This window comes from Paenarthrobacter ureafaciens (assembly GCF_004028095.1).
GTDB classification, from domain to species: Bacteria; Actinomycetota; Actinomycetes; order Actinomycetales; family Micrococcaceae; genus Arthrobacter; species Arthrobacter ureafaciens.
The window spans coordinates 2340570-2357751 of the sequence record NZ_SBHM01000007.1; the positions used below are offsets into that span (position 1 = coordinate 2340570).

13 protein-coding genes are annotated in these 17182 nt (G+C 63.9%); 11 read left to right on the forward strand and 2 right to left on the reverse strand.

Going from position 1 to position 17182, the window contains the following annotated elements; all coding sequences use genetic code 11:
- Positions 1-110: 110 nt before the first annotated feature.
- Positions 111-1256 carry a VIT1/CCC1 transporter family protein gene (locus tag AUR_RS15220; RefSeq protein WP_062095452.1) on the reverse strand — a complete coding sequence of 382 codons (1146 nt, stop codon included), beginning with the start codon at positions 1254-1256 and terminating at the stop codon, positions 111-113.
- 266 nt (positions 1257-1522) lie between these two features.
- On the opposite strand from AUR_RS15220, the gene AUR_RS15225 reads away from it, so the two are divergent.
- Positions 1523-1714, forward strand: coding sequence for a hypothetical protein (locus AUR_RS15225; RefSeq protein ID WP_062095454.1), 192 nt, complete (start codon positions 1523-1525; stop codon positions 1712-1714).
- Between the two features lie 134 nt (positions 1715-1848).
- Here AUR_RS15225 and AUR_RS15230 read toward each other — a convergent pair whose 3' ends face one another.
- Positions 1849-3366, reverse strand: coding sequence for a sodium:solute symporter family protein (locus AUR_RS15230; protein WP_021472775.1), 1518 nt, complete (start codon positions 3364-3366; stop codon positions 1849-1851).
- Positions 3367-3637: 271 nt separating this feature from the next.
- Between AUR_RS15230 and AUR_RS15235 the strand changes: the two genes are divergently transcribed.
- The 10 genes from AUR_RS15235 to AUR_RS15280 all read left to right on the forward strand — a co-directional run bounded on the left by AUR_RS15235 (position 3638) and on the right by AUR_RS15280 (position 17160).
- Positions 3638-4213 (forward strand): helix-turn-helix domain-containing protein, encoded by a 576-nt coding sequence (locus AUR_RS15235; RefSeq protein ID WP_021472774.1) that lies wholly within the window; start codon positions 3638-3640, stop codon positions 4211-4213.
- 171 nt (positions 4214-4384) lie between these two features.
- Positions 4385-5440 carry an agmatinase gene (gene speB, locus AUR_RS15240; RefSeq protein ID WP_062095456.1) on the forward strand — a complete coding sequence of 352 codons (1056 nt, stop codon included), beginning with the start codon at positions 4385-4387 and terminating at the stop codon, positions 5438-5440.
- Positions 5437-7140, forward strand: coding sequence for a thiamine pyrophosphate-binding protein (locus tag AUR_RS15245; RefSeq protein ID WP_062095458.1), 1704 nt, complete (start codon positions 5437-5439; stop codon positions 7138-7140). The genes speB and AUR_RS15245 overlap by 4 nt, the downstream gene beginning before the upstream one ends.
- A gap of 153 nt (positions 7141-7293) precedes the next feature.
- Positions 7294-7776 carry a MarR family winged helix-turn-helix transcriptional regulator gene (locus tag AUR_RS15250; protein ID WP_021472771.1) on the forward strand — a complete coding sequence of 161 codons (483 nt, stop codon included), beginning with the start codon at positions 7294-7296 and terminating at the stop codon, positions 7774-7776.
- Between the two features lie 9 nt (positions 7777-7785).
- Complete coding sequence (locus tag AUR_RS15255) at positions 7786-9864, forward strand: MDR family MFS transporter (RefSeq protein WP_062095460.1); 2079 nt, start codon at positions 7786-7788, stop codon at positions 9862-9864.
- Between the two features lie 252 nt (positions 9865-10116).
- A complete protein-coding gene (locus AUR_RS15260) occupies positions 10117-11850 on the forward strand; it encodes an ABC transporter ATP-binding protein (RefSeq protein ID WP_062095462.1) in 1734 nt (577 codons plus the stop codon).
- Positions 11847-13931 (forward strand): ABC transporter ATP-binding protein, encoded by a 2085-nt coding sequence (locus AUR_RS15265; RefSeq protein ID WP_021472768.1) that lies wholly within the window; start codon positions 11847-11849, stop codon positions 13929-13931. The genes AUR_RS15260 and AUR_RS15265 overlap by 4 nt, the downstream gene beginning before the upstream one ends.
- 38 nt (positions 13932-13969) lie before the next feature.
- Complete coding sequence (locus AUR_RS15270; protein ID WP_031216655.1) at positions 13970-14386, forward strand: acyl-CoA thioesterase; 417 nt, start codon at positions 13970-13972, stop codon at positions 14384-14386.
- An 85-nt stretch (positions 14387-14471) separates the two neighbouring features.
- Positions 14472-15230, forward strand: coding sequence for a copper homeostasis protein CutC (locus AUR_RS15275; RefSeq protein ID WP_062095464.1), 759 nt, complete (start codon positions 14472-14474; stop codon positions 15228-15230).
- 1 nt (position 15231) lies between these two features.
- Positions 15232-17160: a DUF5107 domain-containing protein gene (locus tag AUR_RS15280; protein ID WP_241650935.1), complete on the forward strand. Its 1929-nt coding sequence runs from the start codon at positions 15232-15234 to the stop codon at positions 17158-17160.
- The last annotated feature ends 22 nt before the right edge of the window (positions 17161-17182 follow it).

The following is a 17182-nucleotide window of genomic DNA, read 5'->3' on the forward strand; positions in this document are numbered from 1 at the left end:
GGTATGCCTCAGGCTCCACGGTTCTCCCATCATTGCGCCCGGCACGCGGGGCGGCGTGGAGGACGCACCAAGATTACGGGACGGGCGCAGGCCCGTCCATTCGCGCCGCGTTAGACGATCACAGCTCCGAAGAGCAGGCCAAGCCCGTAGGTGGCGGCAGCGGCGCCTATACCGATTCCCAGCTGCCGCAGTCCGCGGCTCAGCGGGGACGTTCCGGACAGCAAGCCCACGACGGCGCCGGTCGCCAACAGCGCGACGCCCACCAGGGCACCTGCGACGATCAGCGCAGCCCAACCGGTCATGCCGAAGATGAACGGGATGATCGGCACGATGGCGCCGGAGGCAAAGAAGCAGAAGCTGGACATCGCCGCGCCCCAGGCAGAGCCCACGGTTTCATGGTCGTCTGCGGGCTGTTCCTTTTCGGGTTGCAGCGAAAGGCTGGGGTCGCAGTCGCAACTGAACAGCCCCATGCGTTCGGCGGCCCGGTGCTCAGCGGCTTCCCGGGTCATGCCGCGTGCCAGGTACACCAGCACCAGTTCGTTGTGCTCCACGTCCAGCGACGGTGCCGCGGTCAGCGTTGCCTGCGTCGGCAGGGTGGCGTTGAGCAGTTCACGCTGGGAACGCACGGACACATACTCGCCGGCTCCCATGGACAAAGCACCGGCCAGCAGTCCGGCAACGCCGCTCATGAGCACCACCGCGCTGGAAACACCGGTGGCGGCCATGCCCATCACCAGGGAGAGGTTGCTGACCAGGCCATCGTTGGCGCCGAAGACTGCTGCACGGAATGTTCCGGACAACCTGTTCCTGCCGCGTGTGGCGAGTCCGCGGACCACTTCCTCGTGGATCTGCTCGTCAGCCACCATGGCCGGCGTGGCCGAAGGATCGGTTCCGTAGGGAGAGCGGCCCTCGGCGCGCTGGGCCAGGGCGAGAACGAAGACCGACCCGAAGTGCCGGGCAAGGAACCCAAGGAGGCGGCTGCGGCCGGACGCTGCCTTGGGCATGCCGGCGTGCTCACCAAGGAGCTTGAGCCAGTGTGCCTCATGCCGGCCTTCGGCTTCGGCCAGGGCCAGGAGGATCTGGCGTTCCTCACCGTCGCGCCGCTGGGCGAGTTCACGGTATACGGCAGCCTCTGCACGCTCATCGGCAAGGTACTGGCGCCAGCGCTTGATGTCCGCGGACGATGGCGTTGTCTTTTGGGGCTGCGGGTCCGGAGCGGGGCTCGACGGATTGTTGGATTCCTGGTGCTTCTGCACTGCTTCTCCTGGGCTGGGTGGGGTAGTTGCGGCCCCATTGCACCGCCCACTGTACCGCTTATTTCCGCGGTTTTTTGGCTGGTATTCCTTACCGGGAATGTTCGGTGCGCCTTAATTTCGCCACCGGGCAGGACGCCTTCGCAGGCTCCGGCGGCGAGCGTATTGACCCTGTCCTCCCTCGGTGCTCAGATGGATAGACAGGCGCGGGAAGCTTCCCGCATTCGGTCAGCGGGCTGTTCCGCAGCCCACCACACGGAGGTTGCAGCATGAACACTGGATCACACTTCAACCACCCTGAACGGGCCACCATCGAATCCGATCCGGCCTTCGACCACAGCGAGGACCAGGAAGTGGACGAAGCCTGGGTGGAGGAAGAAGACGTGGCGGACGACGACGAACGCGTGGTGCCGATCGACCCCGCCGAAGAGGAATTCCGGGAAGGCGACGACGAACTTTAGCCCTGGCCTTCGGTAACCGTCTGATCCTGCCGTCTCCCGGGTAGCAGGTCCACGTGAGTGCCGTGGAAAACGACAAAGCGGCGCTCCCCGCGAAAGGGGAGCGCCGCCGTCGGGCGTTGCTGCGTTGGGTGCCCTTACTTGGCCGGTGAGCTGAGCTCCTCCTCGGCCACCCGGGTGCCGGCTACACGGTCGGTCCAGGCCTTCATGACCGCAGGATCGGTGGGCTTGCTGAACAGCGAGACGGCTACGTAGACGATCGCCGAGGCAATCAGGCCGTAGTAGATGGGCTCGTTCGCGTAGATGCCGTCCAGGGGAGCCTTGGCGTTGATCTCAAGGATGATCATGGTGCCCAGGGTGATCACGGAGCCCACGGCCATGGAGGCCGCGGCCGCGATTCCCGTGCCGCGCTTCCATACCAGGCCACCGATGATGGCAACCAGCAGGCCGCCCACCAGGATGTCGTAGGCAATGGTCAGTGCTGCCACGACGTCCTTGGTGGAGATGGCGATGATGATGGCCACGATGCCGAGTCCCAGGACCCAGTAGCGGTTCGCCTTGACGTCATGCTCAGGGTTGTCGGAATCGTCGGTGTTGATGGTCTTGCCGAACCATCCGGCCACGAACGGCAGGACGTCTGCGCGGGCGACCGTAGCGGCTGCAATGAGCGCTCCGGAAGCGGTGGACATCATGGCCGCGACGGCTGCCGCGAGGACCAGGCCGCCGATGCCGATGGGCAGCAGGTTGGTGGCGACTTCCGCGTACACGTCATCCTTGGCTTCGATCTCGATGCCGGACAGGGCAACGCTTGCGGCCATGCCGATCAAGGCGCCGGCCAGGCCGTAAACGATGCAGTACACGCCGGCAGTTGCGCCGCCCCAGCGGGCAACCTTGGGGGTCTTGGCCGTGAAGACGCGCTGCCAGATGTCCTGGCCGATCAGGAGGCCGAGCGTGTAGACCACGAAGTACGTGATGATCGTTTGGAGGCCGATGCCGCCGATGTCGAAGAAGCTGGCGTCAACGCGTTCACGGATGCCGTCCAGGCCACCCGCGGCGTTCATGGCGAAGGGGAGCATGAGGAAGAAAATGCCCACGGTCTTGATCACGAACTGCACCTGGTCAGCCAGGGTGATGGACCACATGCCGCCGATCGTGGAGTACACCAGAACGATCGCGCCGCCGATCGCGATGGCCAACCAGCGCTCCCAACCGAACAGCACCACGAAGATGGTGGCATAGGCGCCGGTCGAAGTGGCGCAGAGCATCAGGGTGTAGGCCAGCATGACGATGCCCGAGGTTTGCGTCGCCCGGCTTCCGTAGCGGAGGGTCAGCATCTGCGAGACGGTGTAGATCTTGAGCTTTTGGATGGTGCCTGCAAACAGGAGGCTGAGCAACAGCACGCCGGCGCCGATGGCTACCACCAGCCACATGCCTGAGATGCCGAACTTGTAGCCCAGGCCGACGCCGCCAACGGTGGACGCGCCACCGAGGACGACGGCGGCCATGGTGCCTGTGTAAAGGAAGGGGCCAAGGCGGCGGCCGGCCACCAGGAAGTCACTGTTGTTCTTGGTGCGGGACTTGCCCCACCATCCGAACGCCAGCATGGCAAGCAGATACACCACCACAATGGCGATGTTGATGAACGATGAGTCCATGAGTGAGTCCTTGGAGCTGATGCACGGAGGTTGGGGTTTTCGACGATACTCCTGGGGCGGGGTCGAAGTCTCCGTGCTGACGATGGGAGATTTGGGTTCGTGTTGTGTGCCTCACAGACAACACTTGTTGCCTCTGAGGATATGTTGTGATCGGAGTAACAGTCAAGAAGCTTTAGGTGGCTTCGGGCTTTGCATAGCTTCCGAAAGCTTCTCTGCGGCTACTATTGGCTGCAATGACAGGGCCGGTTGAACAGGCCTGAAAGGTTCGTGAATGAAGGCTCTCCCCGTTGAACCCAGCAACGTCCCCGTTGCCATCGGTTCAAGAATCCGAGCGGCGCGCCAGGCGCAGCGGCTAACCATCGAACAGGTAGCAGAGGCCACCGGGCTGACCAAGGGTTTCCTCAGTCGTGTGGAGCGCGACCTGACTTCCCCCTCGGTGGCGTCGCTGGTAACGCTGTGCCAGGTCCTTTCCGTCTCCGTGGGGGACTTGTTCGCAGCTCCGGAGACGCATCTGACCCGGCGCGACGAAGCTCCGCGGATTTCACTGGGCGGGCAGGGCATCGTTGAACGGTTGCTGACGGCCCGGTCCGAGCGCCGCCTCCAGATCCTGGGCGCGACCATCAAGCCGCGGGGTCGTGGCGAAAACGAACTGTATGCCGTTGACTGCGACGTGGACGTCCTTCATGTGGTCAAGGGGCGCATCAAGCTGATCCTCACCAATGAGGAGTATGACCTCGAAGAAGGGGACACCCTTTCTTTCCCCGGCCGGGAGCCCCACACCTGGATCAATCCCACGGACGAGACCGTAGAGGTGCTCTGGATCCTGGTGCCGGCCGCGAGCCGCTAAGACCCTTCGCGAGATGACAAATAATGCCAATGTTCGGGTTGAACATTGGCATTATTTGTCATCTCGGCGATTGCCCGGCATGTAAACAGGTGATGCATATTAGACAACTTTGAGTGTATGATGGGTATCACAAACCCAGTTCCGTCCCACCACCTAAGGAGTTGCGCGATCTTGGAAGAGCTCCGCATCGAAGCCAACGGGAACCTTGGCCCCATCGATTCCTCCCGCATCCCGCGCTACGCCGGCGCTGCCACCTACGCCCGCCTGCCCCGCCTGGACCAGGTCTCCAAAGCTGACGTGACCGTGGTTGGCGTTCCTTTCGACTCCGGCGTCTCCTACCGCCCCGGCGCCCGCTTCGGTGCCAACCACGTGCGTGAGGCCAGCCGCCTGCTGCGCCCGTACAACCCGGCGTGGGACGTCAGCCCCTTCGAGAACATCCAGGTGGCCGACGCCGGGGACATGGCAGTGAACCCCTTCAACATCAACGAGGCCATCGAGACCATCCAGCAGAATGCGCTGGACCTCACGGCGAACGGCAGCAAGCTCGTCACCCTCGGTGGCGACCACACCATCGCCCTCCCGCTGCTTCGCGCCGCCGCGGAACGTGCGGGGGAGCCCATCGCCATGCTGCACTTCGACGCACACCTCGATACCTGGGACACCTACTTCGGCGCCGAGTACACCCACGGGACGCCGTTCCGCCGTGCGGTAGAAGAAGGCATCCTGGATACCGAAGCCATCAGCCACGTCGGAACCCGCGGCCCGCTGTACGGCAAGAAAGACCTCGACGACGACCACCGCTTTGGGTTCGGAATCGTCACCTCCGCGGACGTTTACTACCAGGGCGTCCTGGAGACGGTGGCCAAGATCCGCGACCGCATCGGCAACCGTCCGCTGTACATCTCCGTGGACATTGACGTCCTGGATCCGGCCCACGCGCCCGGCACGGGCACCCCCGAAGCCGGCGGCATCACCAGCCGCGAACTCCTGGAGATCATCCGCGGCTTCCGCGGCATGAACCTCGTGGGAGCGGACGTTGTTGAAGTCGCCCCGGCCTATGACCACGCGGAAATTACCGGTGTTGCCGGCAGCCATGTTGCCTACGAGCTGGTTACCCTGATGGCCGACAACGCGGTGGAAGGCGACCGTCACGGCGCGCCGAACGGCTACGCGCAGCAGGCCCTCGGCGCCCGCATCGAAGAGCTGGCCAAGGCGACGCGGCGATGATCGATTTTGATCCGGGCACAGCAGCCCCGACCCGTGAAACCGGGCAGCGCAACGGCGGGGATCTCGTCGTCGAGACCCTCGAAGCGCTCGGCGCCAAGACGGTTTTCGGCATCCCGGGCCAACACGCGCTGGGCCTGTTTGATGCGATGGGCCGTGGCAACCTGCACTTCGTCTCTTCGCGTGTGGAGAACAACTCGGCGTTCGCCGCGGACGGGTACTCCCGCGCCACCGGCGAGGTGGGCGTGCTGTTCCTCTCCACCGGTCCCGGGGCGTTGACGTCGCTGGCAGGCCTCCAGGAGGCGTACGCAACGGGTGTTCCCATGGTGGTGGTGGCCAGCCAGATTCCGCTGGACGGACTGGGCGCCCGCCGCAAGGGCATGCTGCACCAGCTTGATGACCAGAAGGCCTCGGCAGCCAACGTGACCAAGAGCCAGCGCCTGATCCAGCACGCCTCCGGGATCCCGTCGGCTATCCAGGACGCCTGGACCGAGGCGATCTCCTCACCGCAGGGCCCGGTCTGGATCGAAATCCCGCAGAACGTGCTGTTGGACCCGATCGTGGTTCCGCCGGTCGAGGACGCCTTGGCTGAAGCTTTTGACAACCCGCCCCGGGTTGAGCTGATCCGTGAGGCAGTGAAGTGGCTTACGACGGCGGAACGTCCGGCGATCATCGCAGGCGGCGGCACGCGTCGCGGCCGTGGCGAAAAGGCGCTGCTGTCCATTGCCGAACAGCTCCGGGCACCCGTCATTTGCACGCCGGGCGGAAACGGCGCCTTCCCGTGGAACCATGAACTGTCCCTGCAGTCGTGGATCGAGGACCGGTACATGACCGACGTCCTGGAGGACGCGGATGTGTTGATCGTCATCGGTTCATCCCTGGGAGAAGTGACCTCGAACTACTTCACGTTCGAGCCGCGTGGGCGGATCATCCAGATCGATGCCGAGCCCCGCGTATTGGAGTCGAACCGGCCCGGGCTGGGTATCCGCGCCGATGCCGGGCAGGCATTGGCTGCCTTGGACCAGGCCCTTGCCGAGGCCGATGCCGCCAACACGGCGGTTCGCTCCTGGCACGGCACCAGTCCGGAAGAACTGGTGAAGGAATCTCTGGCCAAGGTCAAGGCCCGCTTGGAATCGCAGGACCTGGCCAAGGAACTGAAGTTCATGTCCGACATCCGCGAGGCTGTCCCTGACACCATGCAGACCTTCTGGGACATGACCATTGCGGCGTACTGGGGCTGGAGTTGCTGGGATGCCCGCGAAGGCCAGTTCCACTCCGCCCAGGGCGCAGGTGGACTGGGTTACGGCTTCCCGGCCGCGATCGGCGCTGCTGTAGGTTTGGAAACCGTCGGCAAACCCAGCAGGGTGCTGGCAGTTTCCGGTGACGGTTCGTCGATGTATTCCATCGCCGAGCTGGCAACTGCCAAGCAGCACAACGTTCCGGTCACATGGCTCATTGTGGACGACGGCGGGTACGGCATCCTTCGCGAATACATGGTGGGCGCCTTCGGCAAAGCCACCGCAACGGAGCTTGCCCGCCCCGATTTCGTCAAGCTGGCTGAGTCGTTCGGCGTCCCGGCCCGCAGGGTGGCCCCGGAGGAAGTGGGGGACGCGCTCAAGGCCTCCTTTGCCGCTGACGGGCCCAACGTCGTCGTGGTTGAAACGCTGCTCAAGATGTTTGGACCCACGCACCTGGACGACTAAACGCGTCCACGGAACTTAAAAGGAACCAAGAGGACCCCGCACGGCATTGCCGTGCGGGGTCCTCTTGCTGTGGAGCAGTCCTCGCATTTTTAGTTTCCCAAAGTAATCAATCGGGGGTATAGTTGCTTTAGGCAAACAAAAAGGGGTGCATTCATGTCCGTCGGTTCAACCACGGCCACCGACCTTGTCCATCAGATCTTCGACCTGCAAAGGACCCTGCGCTGTGTGGTGGCCGCCCAACTGGGCCGGGTGCCCGACCTCGGGGTTGCTGCCCAAGGCGTCATGCGTTACATCGGCGATGGGGAGGCCAGGGCTACGCACTTGGCGGCCCGCCTCGGCGTCAGCGCGCCGGTGCTCAGCCGGCACATTGCTGAACTGGAGGAACTGGGCTACGTCGTACGGCGTCCGGACCCGGCCGACGGCAGGGCGCAACTGCTGGCCCTGTCCGAAGGCGGCCTCGTGAAGCTGCGCGAGTTCGAAGAACAGCGCAGCAGCAGGTTGCGTGACTACCTGGCGGACTGGAGTGAAGAAGACGCCTTGGAAGCTACGCACGTACTGCAGAAGCTCTCCACATCCCTTAAGGACTCCATCCGGGCAACGGCGGCCGGTTCCACAACCACCAAACTCTCAGTTTAGGAGCCACGAATGGCCAAACCATCAACCCAGGCCCCGGGCGCGGGGCAGGCTTCGGCCAGCGGCGCTGCTGCGCCCATGACGCACCGCCAGATCATGGAAGCGCTCACGGGCCTGCTCGCTGCCTTCTTCACGGCAATCCTCAGCAGCACGATCGTGGCAAACGCACTGCCCACCATCATGTCCGAGCTTCATGGCACCCAGACCGATTTCGCCTGGGTCATCACCGCGGCGCTGCTGGCCAACGCTGCAACGACGCCCATTTGGGGCAAGCTCGCCGACCTCTTCGACAAGAAGCTCCTGGTCCAGCTGAGCATCATCATCTTCGTGGCGGGCTCCGTCATGGCCGGCCTGTCGGAAACCATTCCGCTGCTGCTCACCGCCCGCGTCATCCAGGGTGTCGCCATGGGTGGCCTCACCGCGTTGGCGCAGGCCATCATTGGTTCCATGATTCCGCCGCGGGACCGCGGCAAGTACTCCGGGTACATGGGCGCCGTCATGGCCGTAGGTACCGCGGGTGGACCGTTACTGGGCGGCTTCATCGTTGACAGCCCGCTGGGATGGCGCTGGACGTTCTTCGTCTGCGTGCCGCTGGCAGTGGTTGCGCTGATCCTGCTCCAGATCACGTTGAAGATCCAGCACATCAAGCGCCCGGCGAAGATCGACTGGCTCGGCTCCATCCTCCTGACGTCCGGCGTCAGCCTGCTCCTCATCTGGGTCTCCTTCGCGGGTGATCCGGAGTACTACGACTGGGTGTCCTGGCAGTCAGCCCTCATGGTGGGTGGTGGCGTGGTCTTGTTGGCCCTGCTGGTGTTCGTCGAGGGCAAGGTCCAGCAGCCCATCATTCCGCTCAAGATCATCTCCGAGCGCACCACGGCCCTGGCCATCCTGGCTTCGGTGTCCGTAGGCATCGCGATGTTCGGTTCCTCCACCTTCCTTGGTCAGTACTTCCAGGTAGCCCGTGGAGCCACGCCCACCGAGGCGGGACTCCTGACGCTGCCGATGATCGCCGGAAACCTGATCGGGTCCGTTGCCAGCGGTATCCTCATCAGCCGCTTCGGCAAGTGGAAGAGGTTCCTCATTGCCGGCAGCGTCCTGTTGATCGGCGGCCTGGCCTTCGCCGGCACCATGGACCACACCACCGAGCTGTGGCTTGTGGCCATCTACACGGCAGTGTTCGGCCTCGGACTGGGCATGCTGATGCAGAACCTGGTGTTGGCAGTACAGAACACCGTCCGCGCCACGGACATCGGTACGGCCAGCGCCTCGGTGGCGTTCTTCCGCTCGGTAGGCGGCGCGATCGGCGTCTCCGTGCTTGGCGCCATCATGTCCAACCATGTGAAGGACCTTGCCACTGAGGGGCTCGCTGCGGCCGGCATTCCCGTCCAAGGTGACTCCTCCGGAGCCAGTTTGGACCTCGCCGACATGCCCGCTCCCATTGCGGACATCATGCGCGCTGCCTACGGCGACGCCACGGCCCAGATCTTCCTGATCTCGGCAGTGATCAGTGTGGTGGCGCTCATCGCAGTACTGCTCATCAAGGAACGTCCGCTGCGCCGCACCGTTGACGCGGCACCCGAGAAGGAACTGATCGCCACTGCCTCCGGTGACGCCGGCATGTCCCTGGACACCGCCTCCCTCGACGCGGTCAAGCCCGACGACGGAACCCGACTGAGGTCCTCCGGCGCCGGAAATGCCGTGGGACACGGGCGAAGCGGCAAACCCATGGGCGAACGCTCAGCGGAAGACCTGGACCTCGAGTTCGCCCGGATCCTCACACAGGAACGCCCGAACTCCCAGGCCTCCAATACCGATGCCAAGCCGGCCGACGTGAAGGAACTGCAGGAACAGCTCTCCCGCACCCAGTACGTCCTGGCGGAGCAGCAACTGCAATTGAGCCGGGCCAACGTGGAGTTGCAGGCACGCCTGCGGGAACAGCAGTCACTGGCCGAACAGCAGGCCCGCACCGCCGAAGAGCTGAAAGCGCTGCGACGCGAGCTCAAGCGCGAACGCCGGCAGCAGGAACGCATGGCATTGATGCTCCTCCAAGGCGTCGAGTCCCGACCGGACCACGGCAAGCACGCAGGCTAGTTCCTCCGCGGCGTCCGCACCAATCAAGGCGCCGGCCGGGTCATCCAGCCGGCGCCTTGCTCTGCGCACCCAAGGTCTGCTGATCCTCCGGGAGAACCGGAAACGAATGGACTAATCCGCTGGGATGATCTTTGCCCGTGGTTGTTTCGCGGGGGCAGGGGATTACGTAGAGTAAGGACGCTAATACTGTCAGCGCCTGCTGCTAAAACTTCTTTTACCTCATTCACGCACTCTCCTTAAGGATCCGTGGGCATGCTTGTCACCCTTATACGGCGCTACTCCAAGCCGTATTTGCCGCAGATAGTGGCCGTCCTGATATTCCAGTTGGCGTCCACTATTGCCACGCTGTACCTCCCCAGCCTCAATGCCAAAATCATTGACGAGGGAGTCTCCCGCGGCGATACCGATTTCATCTGGCGCACCGGTGCACTCATGCTCGCCGTTGCCCTGGGCCAGGTACTTACCGCCATCGCAGCCGTCTACTTCGGCTCCCGGACGGCCATGGCAATCGGCCGGGACCTCCGCCGCTCCGTCTACCGCCAAGTCAGCAGTTTCTCAGCGCAGGACGTCAACCGCTTCGGTGCTCCGACGCTGATCACCCGCGGCACCAACGACGTCCAGCAGGTCCAAATGCTGGTGCTGATGGGCCTGAACTTCATGGTTTCCACACCCATCATGTGCGTGGGTGGCATCATCATGGCTCTTCGCGAGGATTTGTCCCTTTCCTGGCTGGTCTGGGTTTCCGTACCGTTGCTGGTAGCAGTGGTGGGTTACCTCGTGGTCCGGCTGATGCCGTTGTTCCGCTCGATGCAGGCCAAGATCGACGCCATCAACGGGGTGCTCCGCGAACAGATCATCGGTATCCGCGTTGTACGTGCCTTCGTCCGTGAGCCTTATGAGGCAAAGCGGTTCGGTGATGCCAACCAGGACCTCACCGCGGTGTCGGTCAAGATCGGCAACCTCTTCGTCCTGATGTTCCCTGCCATCGGCATGATCCTCCACCTTTCCACTGCTGCCGTGCTGTGGTTCGGCGGCCAACGCGTTGACTCCGGGGATATGCAGGTGGGGGCACTCACCGCCTTCCTCCAGTACCTGCTCCAGATCCTGATCGCCGTCATGATGGGTACCTTCATGGCGATGATGATTCCGCGCGCCTCGGTGTGTGCAGACCGCATTGGCGAGGTGCTCGATGTCGAACCCTCCATCCACAACCCCGTCAACCCGGTGGTTCCAGCTGCCAAGGCGGGCCGCGTGGAGTACCGGGACGTGACGTTCAAGTACCCGGGCGCCGAAGCCCCGGTGCTGAGCAATGTCTCCTTCACGGCCGAACCCGGCAAGACGCTGGCCATTATCGGATCAACCGGCGCGGGCAAGACCACGCTGGTTTCCCTGCTGCCGCGGCTCTATGACGTCGCTTCCGGTGAAGTACTGCTCGACGGCGTCCCGGTCACCCAACTGGATGCCTCGGAGATCAGCAGCCGCGTGGCCGCTGTTCCGCAGAAGCCGTACCTGTTCTCCGGCACCATCGAACACAACCTGCGGTTCGGCAAGACGGAAGCCACGGACCAGGAACTGTGGGACGCGCTGGAAACGGCGCAGGCCAAGGGATTTGTGGAGGAGAAGTCCGCCGGCTTGAACCGCCGGATCTCCCAGGGCGGAACCAACGTTTCCGGCGGGCAGCGCCAGCGCCTTTGCATCGCCAGGGCCTTGGTCACAAAACCCAATGTCTACGTGTTCGACGATTCGTTCTCCGCTTTGGACGTTGCCACCGACGCCCGCCTGCGGAAGGCATTGAAAGCCAAGACGCAGGACGCCACGGTGATCATCGTCGCCCAGCGGGTGTCCACCATCCAGGACGCCGATGAGATCCTCGTGCTGGACAACGGCCGGATCGTGGACCGCGGAACGCACGACGAACTCTTGGAAACCTCGCCCACTTATCAGGAAATTGTTGAATCGCAGCTGAGCGTAGAGGAAATGGCATGAGCGGGCAGGACCAGCAGAAGAAGCGCGGCTGGGCTGCGAAGGCAGAAGCTGCCAAAGCCGCCAAAGCGTCGGCCGCGGCGGACGTCGCCACCGAGGCCATGGAGGACGAGGACTTCGCCGAAGAGGAGTACGTCCCCACGGAGGCCGACGGCGGCATGTTCGGTGACGTGCCGGCCAAGAAGGCGAAGGCCTTTTGGCCCTCCGCCAAGCGACTCATGGGGTTGCTGAAGCCCGAGCGCATCGGCGTCTCGATCGTTATTGGGCTTGTTGTTGTTTCCGTGGTGCTGAACGTCATTGCACCGAAGATCCTCGGCAGCGCCATGGACGTCATCTTTGGCGGCGTCATCGGCAAGCAGCTCCCTCCCGGAGTGAGCCCGGAACAGTTCGCGGAAATCATGCGCCAGCAGGGCCAGGACAACTTCGCGGACATGGTCTCCAAGATGACGCTGACCAACGGCATCGACTTCCCCAAGCTGACGTTCCTGATCTCGATCGTGCTCCTGATGTACTTCGTGGCCAACATTTTCCTGTGGGCCCAGGGGTGGTTGCTGAACCGGATTGTCATGCGGGTCATCAAGAATCTCCGCGATGAGGTCCAGGCCAAGCTGAACCGGCTGCCGCTGAACTACTTCGACACCCGCCAGCGCGGTGACATCCTGTCCCGCGTCACCAACGACGTCGACAACGTGCAGCAGGGCCTGCAGCAGGCCTTCGCGCAGTTGGTCAGTTCGGTACTGACGGTCCTGGGCATCATCGTGATGATGTTCATCGTGTCTTGGGAACTGGCCCTGATCGCGCTCATCGCGCTGCCGCTGTCCGGTGTCCTGGCAGGTGTCATAGGTGCCCGCAGCCAGAAGCTCTTTGCCGCCCAGTGGAAGAACACGGGCGCGCTGAACGGCCAGATCGAGGAATCGTTCTCCGGACACGACCTCGTGAAGGTCTTCGGTCGCGATGCAGACATGTTGATTCGCTTCGACGAAAAGAACGAGGAACTCTACAAGGCCTCGTTCGGGGCGCAGTTCGTCTCCGGCATCATCTTCCCGGCCATGAACTTCGTGTCCTACTTGTCCTACGTCGGCATCGCAGTTGTGGGCGGCCTGCGCGTTGCGTCGGGTTCCATGAGCCTGGGCGATGCCACAGCCTTCATCCAGTACTCCCGCGAGTTCACCCAGCCGCTGGGCCAGATCGCCGGTATGGCCAACATGCTGCAGTCCGGTGTGGCATCCGCCGAGCGTGTGTTCGAGTTCCTCGACGCCGAGGACGAAGTCCCGGAGACCGGAACAAGGAACCTGCCGCCCAAGACCGATGGCCACGTCGAGTTCGACCACGTCTACTTCAGCTACGTGGAGGACAAGCCGCTGATCGAGGACCTGTCATTCAGCGCCGAGCCCGGCCACACCGTGGCGATTGTCGGGCCCACGGGTGCAGGCAAGACCACGCTGGTGAACCTCGTGATGCGCTTCTACGAACTCAACGCCGGACGGATCACCTTGGACGGCGTTGACATCAAGGAGCTCAGCCGTGCGGAACTGCGTTCCAAGGTGGGCATGGTGCTTCAAGACGCCTGGCTCTTCGGTGGGACTATCTACGACAACATCCGGTACGGCAACCTTGACGCCACGGAAGAGCAGATCATGGAGGCCGCCAAGGCGACCTACGTGGACCGCTTTGTCCGGGCCCTTCCTGATGGCTACCAGACCATCATTGATGAAGAAGGCAACAACGTCAGTGCCGGTGAGAAACAGCTCATCACCATTGCCAGGGCCTTCGTCTCCAACCCGTCACTGCTCATCCTTGACGAGGCCACCAGCTCTGTGGACACCCGCACGGAACTGCTGCTCCAGAAGGCGATGGCAGCCCTCCGCACGGACCGCACCAGCTTTGTGATCGCCCACCGGCTCTCCACCATCCGTGATGCCGACACCATCCTGGTGATGGAAAACGGGCAAATCGTGGAGCAAGGCAACCACGGCCAACTGCTGGCACGGCAGGGCGCGTACTACCGCCTGTACATGTCGCAGTTCGCGGGTGAAGACGCCGAGGAAGTCTCGGTGGATGATTCGACGGCGGTGCACAGCTGAGTATCGGAACGCCCCGGCGCATGGAGGTACTGGTACCCATGCGCTGGGGCGACATGGATGCGTACGGCCACATCAACAACGTGCAGATCGTGCGCATGCTCGAAGAAGCCCGCATTGCCGCTTTCGGGCCGCCGGCCGGTGCCGGATTGCCTGGCGTTGAGCCGCCCGCAGCGTTGTTCAACGACGTCGGAGAAGGCATCATGACGCTCGTGGTGGAACACAAGGTCAGGTACGTCCGCACCCTGGAGTACCGCAATGTGCCGGCCGTCGTCGAGATTTGGGTTGGCGCCATCAAGGGTGCCAGCTTCGATCTCCACTACGTCATCAAGGACCCTGTTACCAAGGAAGAGTGCGTCAAGGCCAGCACGCACCTGGCTTTCGTGGCCGAGTCAACGGGGAGGGTGCTGCGCCTGACCCCTGAGCAGAAGGAAAAGCTCGAAGCCTACCGCGCGTAAATCCCCACGCCCTGCTGCCTGGATGATGTGGAATTCCTAAGCGGCAGGCGTGGTGCGCCCAGTCCGGGCGACCTAGAGTTTCCTCATGAGACTTGAGATCGCGGTGACCAGCGCCGCCGGTGCAGGCACGTCCGCAGCCGAGGGCGCAGACACGGTTGAACTCTGCAGCAGCTTGGAACTGGGAGGCATCACGCCCAGCCAAGGACTCTTGGAAGCGAGCCTTGAACACGTTGACGGACGGCTGGAAGTCCACGCCCTGGTGCGGCCCCGCCCCGGAGATTTCCATTACTCTGCCTCGGATGTGGACACCATGGTCCACGAGGTCAAGCATCTGCTGCGCCAAGGCGCAGCCGGGGTAGTGGTGGGCGCGCTGACTGCGGAACAGGAAGTGGACGTTCCGGTTGTTCGACGGCTCCTTGAATCGGCAAAGGAATCGAACCCGGAAGCCCGGCTCACCTTCCACCGGGCCATCGACCAGTCCCGTGACCCCTTGGCTGCGTTGGACCTCCTCCTGGATCTGGGGTTCACCCGGGTCCTCACCTCCGGACATGAATCAACGGCAGGGGAAGGCCTGAACACACTGGCGCGGCTGGTTGAACGGGCCTCCGGGGCCATGGAAATCGTGGCCGGGGGAGGGCTCAAGCTCGCCGACATCCCGGCCATGCACGCCGCCGGCCTCTCAGCAGTGCATCTCTCCGCGAAACGGACCGTGACCACGCTCGCGGATTCCGCCGTCGCCCTCGGCAGCCGGGACGGTGCCGATCCTACGGCCTACGCGGTGACCGACCGGGAGACCGTCCGTGCAGCGAGGGCGGCAGTGAATGCGGCAACGATGGGGTCATGACGTGGCATCGTCCAACATCACAGTCAGCACCCTTACCCTGACCATGGCCGAGCTGGGCCCTCTGAATCCGTTGCCGGTGGTCGGTTCGGAGCTTGAGGAACCCTACAGCGTGGGGGAGGGCGTCCCGGAGGAGTTGCAGGCAGCTACCCGCTACGGGGTGGTGCCCAACGTGTATCCGTACCTGATGCAGGACGGCTACAGCCGCGCGGCCGCACCCAGGGAGCTGACCGCCGTCGTTCTTGAAAACAGCAAGCTGAAGGCGACTGTCCTGCCGTCCATGGGCGGGCGGATCTGGGAGCTTTTCGACAAGGCCACCGGCAAGCAGCTCCTGCACACCCATGCGGCACCCCAGATCGCCAACATCGCATTGCGGAAGGCCTGGTTTGCAGGCGGCCTGGAATGGAACATCGGCACCCGGGGACATTCGCCCACCAGCTGCGATCCCTTGCATACGGCGATCGTGCACACGTCCGACGGCAAGCACATCCTCCGCATGTGGGAGTACGAACGGCTCCGCGAGGTGGTGTTCCAAGTGGACATCTGGCTTCCGGCCGATTCGGAGGTGCTCTTGGCTGCCGTCAGGATCCGGAATCCCAACGATCATGACGTCCCCGTGTACTGGTGGAGCAACGCTGCAATTCCGGAGACGGACCGGACCCGGGTGATCGCACCTGCCGAGGAGGCCTTTGGCAGCGATTACGCCACGGACATCACCCGCGTCACACCCACCAACCACGAAGGCTATGACGGCACATGGTTGGTCAACAGTCCCCATGCCGCGGATTTCTTCTTCGACATCGACCCTTCGGAGCGCCGTTGGGTGGTGGCAGCGGATGACGACGGCGACGGGCTGGCCATGCTGTCCACGGACCTGCTGCGCGGAAAGAAGCTCTTCGTGTGGGGCCAGGGCGCAGGCGGCAAGCGGTGGCAGGAATGGTTGAGCCCCGGTGCCGGTCCCTACGCGGAAATCCAGGCCGGACTGGCCCGGACACAGTTCGAACACCTCGCCATGCCCGCGGGCAGCCAGTGGTGCTGGGTTGAGGCTTACGGGAACGGCAGCCTGGATCCGGGGATCTCCCACGGCACGGACTGGCAGGCGGCAGTAGCGCACGCCGGGGAGCGTCTGGAAACGCTGATGCCCCGTGAGGAACTGGAGTCGCTGTTGCCGGCAGCCATACGCGACGCTGACGTGCCGCCGTCCACCATGGTCCGGATCGGCAGCGGCTGGGGCGCGCTTGAGCGGGCCCGGCGCCGGCGCGCCGGCCGGAGCTGGGTTGCCGAAAGCGGGACGCCGTTCGTGTTGGAGAGCCTGACCGAGGAACAGGAGCCCTGGCTGGGGCTGCTGAAGGGACAAGCGTTCGACGGCGCTCCCTCCTTTGTGGCAGGGGCGGACTGGGAAGGGTTGTTGGCCGGGCAGGAGAGCCCCGAGGCCCACTACCACCTGGCCACCATGCGGCACGCCCGGCAGGATCTGGAAGGCGCCACGGAGGAGTATCGCCGCGTCCTCGAATCGAACGGCGCCAGGCCGGCGACGATCGCGCTCGCCCGGCGGGGGTTGGCGCTGGTTCTCCTGGCAGCAGGCAGCGAACAGGAGGGGTTGGCTGAACTGCGGACGGCTGTCCGGAGAAATCCCTCCAACACCTGGTTGCTGACGGAAGCAGCCACCTTGGCAGTTCGCCATGGTGATCCGGCCATGGCGCTGGAACTGACCGGATCCGCTCCCACGGAGGGCACCGCCGTCGGACGTTTGATGTTCCTGAAGGCCACTGCGCTGGCCCGGAGCGGCAGGGCAGCGGAGGCCGCGGCCATCCTCCGTGCGGGCGTGGAAATCCCGGATCTGCGCGAAGGAGAGGACGCCATCGCGGCGCTGTGGGAAGAGGTGTGTGCCGGGGAACCCGTGCCTGCTGCTTACCAATTCGGGATGCATTAAATGCTGAATGAAGGCTGTGGAT